6 protein-coding genes and 1 other RNA gene are annotated in these 6,963 nt (G+C 66.1%); 2 read left to right on the top strand and 5 right to left on the bottom strand.

Annotated features, from left to right (window positions below):
• The 3 genes from EPO55_RS01640 to hflK form a co-directional block, all read right to left on the bottom strand.
• Window positions 1-1,472 (bottom strand): DegQ family serine endoprotease (locus tag EPO55_RS01640; RefSeq protein ID WP_296334639.1); only part of this gene is annotated, 1,472 nt, incomplete at its 3' end.
• A gap of 230 nt (window positions 1,473-1,702) precedes the next feature.
• Window positions 1,703-2,590, bottom strand: a complete 888-nt coding sequence (locus EPO55_RS01635) for a protease modulator HflC (protein WP_296334638.1) — start codon at window positions 2,588-2,590, stop codon at window positions 1,703-1,705.
• Window positions 2,587-3,810, bottom strand: coding sequence for an FtsH protease activity modulator HflK (gene hflK / locus EPO55_RS01630; RefSeq protein ID WP_363718259.1), 1,224 nt, complete (start codon window positions 3,808-3,810; stop codon window positions 2,587-2,589). The genes EPO55_RS01635 and hflK overlap by 4 nt, the downstream gene beginning before the upstream one ends.
• Window positions 3,811-3,938: 128 nt before the next feature.
• Here hflK and apbC point away from each other — a divergent pair, with 128 nt between their 5' ends.
• The gene (apbC, locus tag EPO55_RS01625) at window positions 3,939-5,081 is read left to right on the top strand and encodes an iron-sulfur cluster carrier protein ApbC (protein ID WP_296334637.1); all 1,143 of its coding nucleotides are present in this window, start codon (window positions 3,939-3,941) and stop codon (window positions 5,079-5,081) included.
• On the opposite strand, the gene EPO55_RS01620 is transcribed toward apbC, so the two are convergent.
• Together EPO55_RS01620 and thyX are read right to left on the bottom strand one after the other, a co-directional pair.
• Window positions 5,078-5,653, bottom strand: a complete 576-nt coding sequence (locus EPO55_RS01620) for an N-acetyltransferase (RefSeq protein WP_296334636.1) — start codon at window positions 5,651-5,653, stop codon at window positions 5,078-5,080. The genes apbC and EPO55_RS01620 overlap by 4 nt on opposite strands.
• Window positions 5,653-6,594, bottom strand: coding sequence for an FAD-dependent thymidylate synthase (gene thyX, locus EPO55_RS01615; RefSeq protein ID WP_363718256.1), 942 nt, complete (start codon window positions 6,592-6,594; stop codon window positions 5,653-5,655). Before thyX ends, EPO55_RS01620 begins: the two co-directional genes overlap by 1 nt.
• Before the next feature lie 74 nt (window positions 6,595-6,668).
• Here thyX and ssrA point away from each other — a divergent pair.
• Window positions 6,669-6,963: a transfer-messenger RNA gene (gene ssrA / locus EPO55_RS01610) on the top strand; the annotation flags it as partial.

Below are 6,963 nucleotides of genomic sequence, written 5' to 3'. Positions count from 1 at the left end.
CGCAGCGCCGCGAAGCGCGGGTCGCCCTGGCGCTCGACGAACAGCAGCACCGACTTCTTTTTCTGCTGCTGCAGCTTGCCCACGATGTCGCTGACCTCTTGCGGCGTGGTGACCGGCTTCTGGTCGACCTCGAGGATGACGTCGCCGGGCTGGAGCTGCTTCTCGGCCGCCGGGCTGTTGGGCGCCACCTTGGTGACGATCACGCCCTTCACCTGGTCGGACAGGCCGTACTTCTCGCGCAACTGGTCGCTGACCTTCTGCAGGGTGAGGCCGAGCTGCTCGATGGTCGAGGTCACCGGCTGGTCAGGCTCGGCCGGCTTCTTGGGCGCCCCCGTGGCCGCGGCATTCTGCTTGTCAGCTTCTTCCTGCTCGCCGACCCGGAGCTTCAGCGGCACTTCCTTGCCCTGACGCCAGACCACGAGATCGACGGTGCTGCCGACCCGGGCATTGGCGACCAGCCGCGGAAAGCGGCGGAGATCGAGCACGTCGGCGCCGGCGAAGCTCACGATGATGTCGTTGCGCTTCAGCCCGGCCTTGGCCGCCGGCCCGTCTGCCGCGACATTGGCCACCAGCACGCCGCGCGCGCGGTCGAGGCCGAAGCTGTCGGCGATGTCGTCGGTGACGCTCTGGTAGCTGACGCCGATCCAGCCGCGCTTGACCCGGCCGAACTCGCGCAGCTGGTCGGCGACCTGCTTGACGAGATTGGAGGGGATCGAGAAGGCGAGGCCGGCGTTGGTGCCCGAGGGCGAGTAGATCGCGGTGTTGACCCCGATCACTTCGCCGGCAGAATTGAACAGCGGACCGCCTGAGTTGCCCTTGTTGATGGCGGCGTCGGTCTGCAGGTAGTCATCGAGCGAATCGTTCAACGAGCGGCCGCGCGCCGAGATGATGCCGGCGGTCACGGAGTGGCCGAGGCCGAACGGGTTGCCGATCGCGATCACCCAGTCGCCCACGCGAGCCTTGTCGGAATCGCCCCACCTGGCGGCCGGCAGCGGCTTCTTGTTGGGCGGCTCGACCTTGAGCAGCGCCACGTCGATGCGGCTGTCGGAGCCGATCAGCTTGGCCTTGAGCTGGGTGTCGTCGCGCAGGATGACCGTGATGTCCTCGGCGCCCTGGATGACGTGGTTGTTGGTGATGATGTAGCCGTCGCCGTCGATGATGAAGCCGGAGCCGAGCGACGTGCCACGGCGCTTCTGCTCCTCACCACCGCGCTTGTCGAAGAACTCCTTGAACAGCTCCTCGAACGGCGAGCCGGGCGGCAGCTGCGGCATGTCGCGGAGCCGGGGCCCCTGCTGCGGCACGTTCTGGGTGGTGGTGATGTTGACGACGGTCGGCATCAATTTGTCGACCAGTTCGGCGAAGCTTTCGGTGGGCTCGCGTGCCCAAGCCGGCGTCGCCATCGCCAAACCAAAAGCCGTCACGGCCGCGAGCGCGGCACCCTTAGCAAAGCCATGAAAACCAGAGAGAATCACGTCCGACCTCCAGCGGCGCTCAGGGCCATACGGTCGGAACGGCCGGCGCCGCGCGTTCGAGTCATTCCCTACATGAGGGCCGATTGTGGCGCAATTGAAGAGGCCGTGATGTTGCTGATTGTTTCAGCATTTCAGGGCTGTTCCGGAAAAAGAACCGGCGGCGTTGCAGGACTGCAACAGCCGCCGATCGGTACGGTTTTTGCGACGCCCCGCAGGACGTTTCGGGGTCGCTACTTCTTGGGCGCCGCCGGCCCGGCCGGGTCGTTGAAGTAGCGGAAGAAGTCGGTATCGGGGCTCAGGATCATGGTCGAGCCACCCGAACCAAAGGCCTGCTTGTAGGCCTCCATACGTCGGTAGAAACCATAGAAATCCTTGTCCCGATTGAACGCATCGGCATAGATCTTGGTTGCCTCGGCGTCGGCCCCACCCATGGTGACCTGGGCCTTCAGACCGGCGTCGGCCTTGAACACCGCAACTTCGCGGTCGGCCGTGGCGGTAATGCGGGCCTTCTCCTCGTCGCCCTCGGCACGGAGTTGACCGGCCTCGCGTTCGCGGTCGGTCTTCATGCGGTTGAAGACCGATTGCGAGTTGGCCTGCGGCAGGTCGGCCCGCTTGATGCGGACGTCGACCACTTCGACACCGAGTTCCTTGGTCTTGGCGTTCACCCGCTTGGTGATGTCGTCCATCAGGTTGGCGCGCTGGTCGGTCAGCACCGCGTGCAGCGGCACCGAGCTCAACACGCCCCGGATCTCCGAGTTGATGAGCGAATCGAGCAGGCCGCGGAGCGCCGGCTCGCCGCCCGGGACGGTCGTAGCGAACGTCTTGGCCGCCACGATCTTGAAGCGGGCATAGGCGTCGACCACCAGGCGCTTCTGGTCGCCGGCGATGATCTCGAACTCCTCGGCTTCGTAGTCGAGCAGGCGGCTGTCGATCCGCTGGATGTCCTGGACCAGGGGGATCTTGGCGTAGAGCCCGGGCTCGGTCTTGGGCTCGCCGACGATGGCGCCGAACTGGCGGACCAGCACCTGCTTGGTCGGGTCGACCGTGTAGAAGGTCTGCGTGAACAGGAAGGCCACGACCGCCAGGACGATCACGATCACGATGGAACGGTTGCTCATCGCGTGGCTCCCTGCGGCACGGCGCCTTGGGCGGGCTGGGTCTGGCGGGGCGGCTGGGTGACGCCCTGGGCCTGGTTCGATTTCAGTTCCGGCAGCGGCAGATACGGCAGCACGCCGCCCGGGCCGGATGCGTTCTTGTCGACCAGGACCTTGTTCACGTTGCGCAACACCTCTTCCATCGTGTCGAGGTAGAGACGTTCCGTCGTGATGTCCTTGGCCTTGGCGTATTGTTCATAGACTTGGCTGAAGCGTTGCGCGTCGCCGCTGGCGCGGGCCACGATCTGCGCCTTGTAGGCTTCCGATCTCTGAATGATCGATTCGGCCTCGCCCTTGGCCCTGGGCAGCACCTGGTTGCGGTAGGTGTTGGCCTCGTTGATGCTCTTTTCCTTGTCGGCGCGGGCCGCCTGGACGTCGCGGAAGGCCGCGATGACCTCCTGCGGCGGATCGACCCGCAGCAGCTGGATCTGGGAGATGCGGACACCGAGGCCGTATTCGTCGAGCATGCGCTGCAGCAGGTCCTTGGTATCCTGCTCGATGCGGCTGCGGCCCTCGGTCTGGGCATATTGCAGGTTCGACTTGCCGATGATCTCGCGCATCGCGGCTTCGGCGCCGTCGCGGACGTTCTGCTCGGGATTGCGCACGTCGAAGGCGTACTTGAACACGTCCTTGATCTGCCACAGCACGGCGTACTCGATGTCGACGATGTTCTCGTCGCCGGTCAGCATCAGGTTCTCGGTCGAGGTCGGACGCGGGCCACGGGTGTAGGGTGTTGCCGGCGTCTGGCTGCCGCGCGCGCCCAGCACGACGCGGCGCTGGTTCTGCACGTCGACCACTTCCACCCGCCCGATCGGGCTGGGCAGGTTGTAGTGCAGGCCGGGCTCGACCGGCTTGCCGTAGGGCTTGCCGAAGACGAGCTGGATCGCCTGCTGGTTGGGCTGGACGCGGAAGAAGCCGGTCGCCAGCCAGATCACCAGGGCCGCCAGCACGATCAGAACGATCCCCTTATAGGAGCCGAAACCGCCCGGGATGAGGTTCTTAAGCCGCTCCTGGCCCCGGCGGATCACGTCTTCCATGTCGGGTGGGCGGCGCCCGCCGAACGGACCACCGCCGCCGCCGCGATTGCCGCCGCCGCCCCACGGACCGCCGCCGCCACCACCACCGCCGCCGCTGCCGCCACCGCTGCCCCAGGGGCCGCCGCTGTTGTTATTCCACGCCATCATTCACCTCAGGGCCACCCGTCAGACCGCATTGCCGCTTTGATTTCACGCCGGGCTGCATATATGTGACCACAGCAACACCTTCAATCAAGCGGCGACATGAATTTGCCGGGTAGCAGAAGCGAGCGATCATGGCCGAATTGACAGAATCAGCCATCCGCAAGGTTCTCGAGACTGTCATCGACCCCGCCAGCGGCACCAGCGTGGTGGCCTCCGGCCTGCTGGGAGGGGTCGCCATCCGCGGCGGCCATGTCGCCGTCACCCTCGACGTCGATCCGGCCCGCGGCACCGCCCTGGAGCCGCTGCGGCAGGCCTGCGAGCAGGCGGTCCGCGCCATGCCGGGCGTGCTGTCGGCCACCGCGGTCATGACCGCCGAACGCCCGGCCACGCCGCCGCCGGCGCCCCAAGGACATGGCCATGGCCACAGCCACGGTCCCGCCGCCAAGACGACCGGCGGCGGCGGTCGCATCGACGTGCCAGGCGTCAAGCACATCATCGCCGTCGCCTCGGGCAAGGGCGGCGTCGGCAAGTCGACCACCGCGGTCAATCTGGCGCTCGGCCTTGCCGCCAACGGCATCGCCACCGGACTGCTCGACGCCGACATCTACGGCCCGTCGATGCCGCGCATGCTCGGCGTAACCGAGAAGCCCGAATCGCTCGACGGCAAGATGCTGAAGCCCATCGAGCGCTACGGGCTCCGCACCATGTCGATCGGCTACATCGTGAACGAAGACACGCCGATGATCTGGCGCGGCCCGATGGTGTCGAGCGCGCTGGAACAGATGCTGCGCGACGTGCAGTGGGGCGAGCTCGATGTGCTGGTGGTCGACATGCCGCCGGGCACGGGCGATGCCCAGCTGACGCTCGCCCAGCGCGTGGCGCTTGCCGGCGCGGTGATCGTCTCGACGCCGCAAGACATCGCGCTGGTCGACGCGCGCAAGGGCCTCGCCATGTTCCGCAAGGTCGCGGTCCCGGTGCTCGGCATCGTCGAGAACATGAGCTATTTCCTCTGCCCCAAGTGCGGCGAGCGGTCGGAGATCTTCGGCCACGGCGGCGCGCGCGAGGAGGCGGAGAAGCTGGGCGTGCCGTTCCTGGGCGAGGTGCCGCTGCATCTCGATATCCGCACGACCTCCGACAGCGGCCATCCGATCGTGATCGACAAGCCCGACAGCCCACATGCGCAGGTCTACAAGAACATCGCCGGCCGGGTGTGGAAGCAGCTCTCGGCCAACCAGCGTGGCGCCCGCAAGGCGCCCAGCATCGTGGTGCGCTAGCCGCGCTTCTTGCGAGCGCGCCTCTTCGGCTGCCACTTGCCGATCATGCCGTGCACGCCGATCATCGAGCCCGCGACCAATTCGAGGGCGAGGAAACGCCGCTCCTCGACCCAGCCCGGGAGCTGGATATTCAGCGCAAGATCGCGGCGGAAGCCGAACTGGTTGTAGTATTCGGGATCGCCAACCAGGATGATCCGGCTGTGCCCCAGCATGCGTGACTGAGCCATGGCATGCCACATCAGGGCCTTGCCGTAGCCCAGCCCGCGCAGTTCGGGCGAGATCGCGAGCGGGCCGAGCAGGATCGCGGGCCATTTCTCGTTGACCAGGATCGGCCAGTTGCGGATCGACGCCACCATGCGGCCCTTCTGGTCGATGGCGACGAAGCAGAGTTCCTTGATCGGCTTCACGTCCTCGCGCAGGCGATAGACCGTCTTGTGTTGACGGTCCGGCCCGAACGCGGCCTCGTTCATCGCCTCGATGGCGGCCACATCGCGCGGCCGTTCGCGCAGCAGGCGCAGGCGGCCGGGGTCGCGGACCGCAACCGCGGCGCGAGAGATGCTGGCCCTGGCCATCAGCCTAGCCCGAGAGCCGCCATCAGTTCGCGCCATTCGCGGGCGCTCATGCCGCTCGATTTCTGATCGATCTTCTCGCCTGACAGCAGGCGCTTGACGATGGCGAGGCCGGTCTTCGACAGGTGGGCGCCGCCCATGCGGTATTCCATGAAGGCGTCGTGGCTGATCGGGCACCAGCGCTTCAGCGTGTCGATCATGACGTCGGCGTAGACGCGGATCTCGTACTGGGCGTGGGCGTCGGCGCGCAGCGACAGGAAATGCATGAGGTTGTGGAGGTTGGTCTTCCAGTACCACTGGGTATAAAAAGCGAGCGACAGGTTCATGCGTGCGAGTTCGCGTGCCAGGCCCGACCGCTCGGGATCGAGCGGCGCACCGGCTTCGCCCTCGTTCAGCATCTCCATGTAGTGCTCGTAGACCAGCTCGGCGTCCTTTTTCAGGAGGCCGAAGACGCGCTCGGCCTCCTTGCCGGCCAGCACCGCGTCGCGGCCCTGGCGGTTGGCCTTGCTCTGGGCCGCGAGGTGCTCGGGCTTGGGAATGTAGAATTCGTTGTCGAGGATCGAGTAGCGCGCCGAATATTCGTTCACGTTGGCGGTGCGATGGCGGATCCACTGCCGCGCCACGAAGATCGGCAGCTTCACGTGATACTTGATTTCGCACATCTCGAACGGCGTCGTGTGGCGGTGCCGGATGAGATAGTTGATCAGGCCGCGGTCCTCGCTGACCTTCTTGGTGCCCCGGCCGTAGCTGACGCGTGCCGCCTGCACGACGGCGGCGTCGTCGCCCATGTAGTCGACGACGCGGACGAAGCCGTGATCGAGCACCGGCAAGGCCTGGTAGAGAATTTCCTCCAGCGCCGGCGCGATCGGCCGAAGGGTCGGCTGGGCACCGGCCCGTGTCTGGTCGATTTCGGCCTGCTGGTCGGTCGAGAGGGGCATTTTCATTCGTCCTTCGTTGGCCGCGGACTCTATGGGCGGCGGGCGGGCCCTTCCATGGGGAAATCACCAGCCTCACGGGATGCCTTCAATTTGCCTGACAGAGCGCCTATATTGGATTTGTCGGGAAACCGACTATGGCGATAAACGCCGCGTGGCATAAGCGTTTCGGACCCGGGGGCGGTACCCGGCGCCTCCACCATTCTCTCCAGACCCCGATCTCAATGAGTGACGGGCGCGGAATCGATGGGGGCGAAACAGGATCGACGAGCGTGGTAAAGGCGCGGTTTTTGCCCGGTATGGTTCCGCCGTGACGGGCCATTCACAAGTGCTAACGATAACACCGTTACACTCGCTGCTGCCGCCTAAACAGCGGAC

Source organism: Reyranella sp., assembly GCF_004296935.1.
Classification (GTDB): domain Bacteria; phylum Pseudomonadota; class Alphaproteobacteria; order Reyranellales; family Reyranellaceae; genus Reyranella.
The sequence above is the reverse complement of the archived record's forward strand: the minus strand, read 5'-3'. Positions and strand labels throughout refer to the sequence as shown.

Excerpts from the sequence above, each read along its gene's own strand:
- EPO55_RS01635 (WP_296334638.1), bottom strand. The coding sequence starts at position 2,590 with ATGAGCAACCGTTCCATCGTGATCGTGATCGTCCTGGCGGTCGTGGCC.
- hflK (WP_363718259.1), bottom strand. The coding sequence starts at position 3,810 with ATGATGGCGTGGAATAACAACAGCGGCGGCCCCTGGGGCAGCGGTGGC.
- apbC (WP_296334637.1), top strand. The coding sequence starts at position 3,939 with ATGGCCGAATTGACAGAATCAGCCATCCGCAAGGTTCTCGAGACTGTC.
- EPO55_RS01620 (WP_296334636.1), bottom strand. The coding sequence starts at position 5,653 with ATGGCCAGGGCCAGCATCTCTCGCGCCGCGGTTGCGGTCCGCGACCCC.
- thyX (WP_363718256.1), bottom strand. The coding sequence starts at position 6,594 with ATGAAAATGCCCCTCTCGACCGACCAGCAGGCCGAAATCGACCAGACA.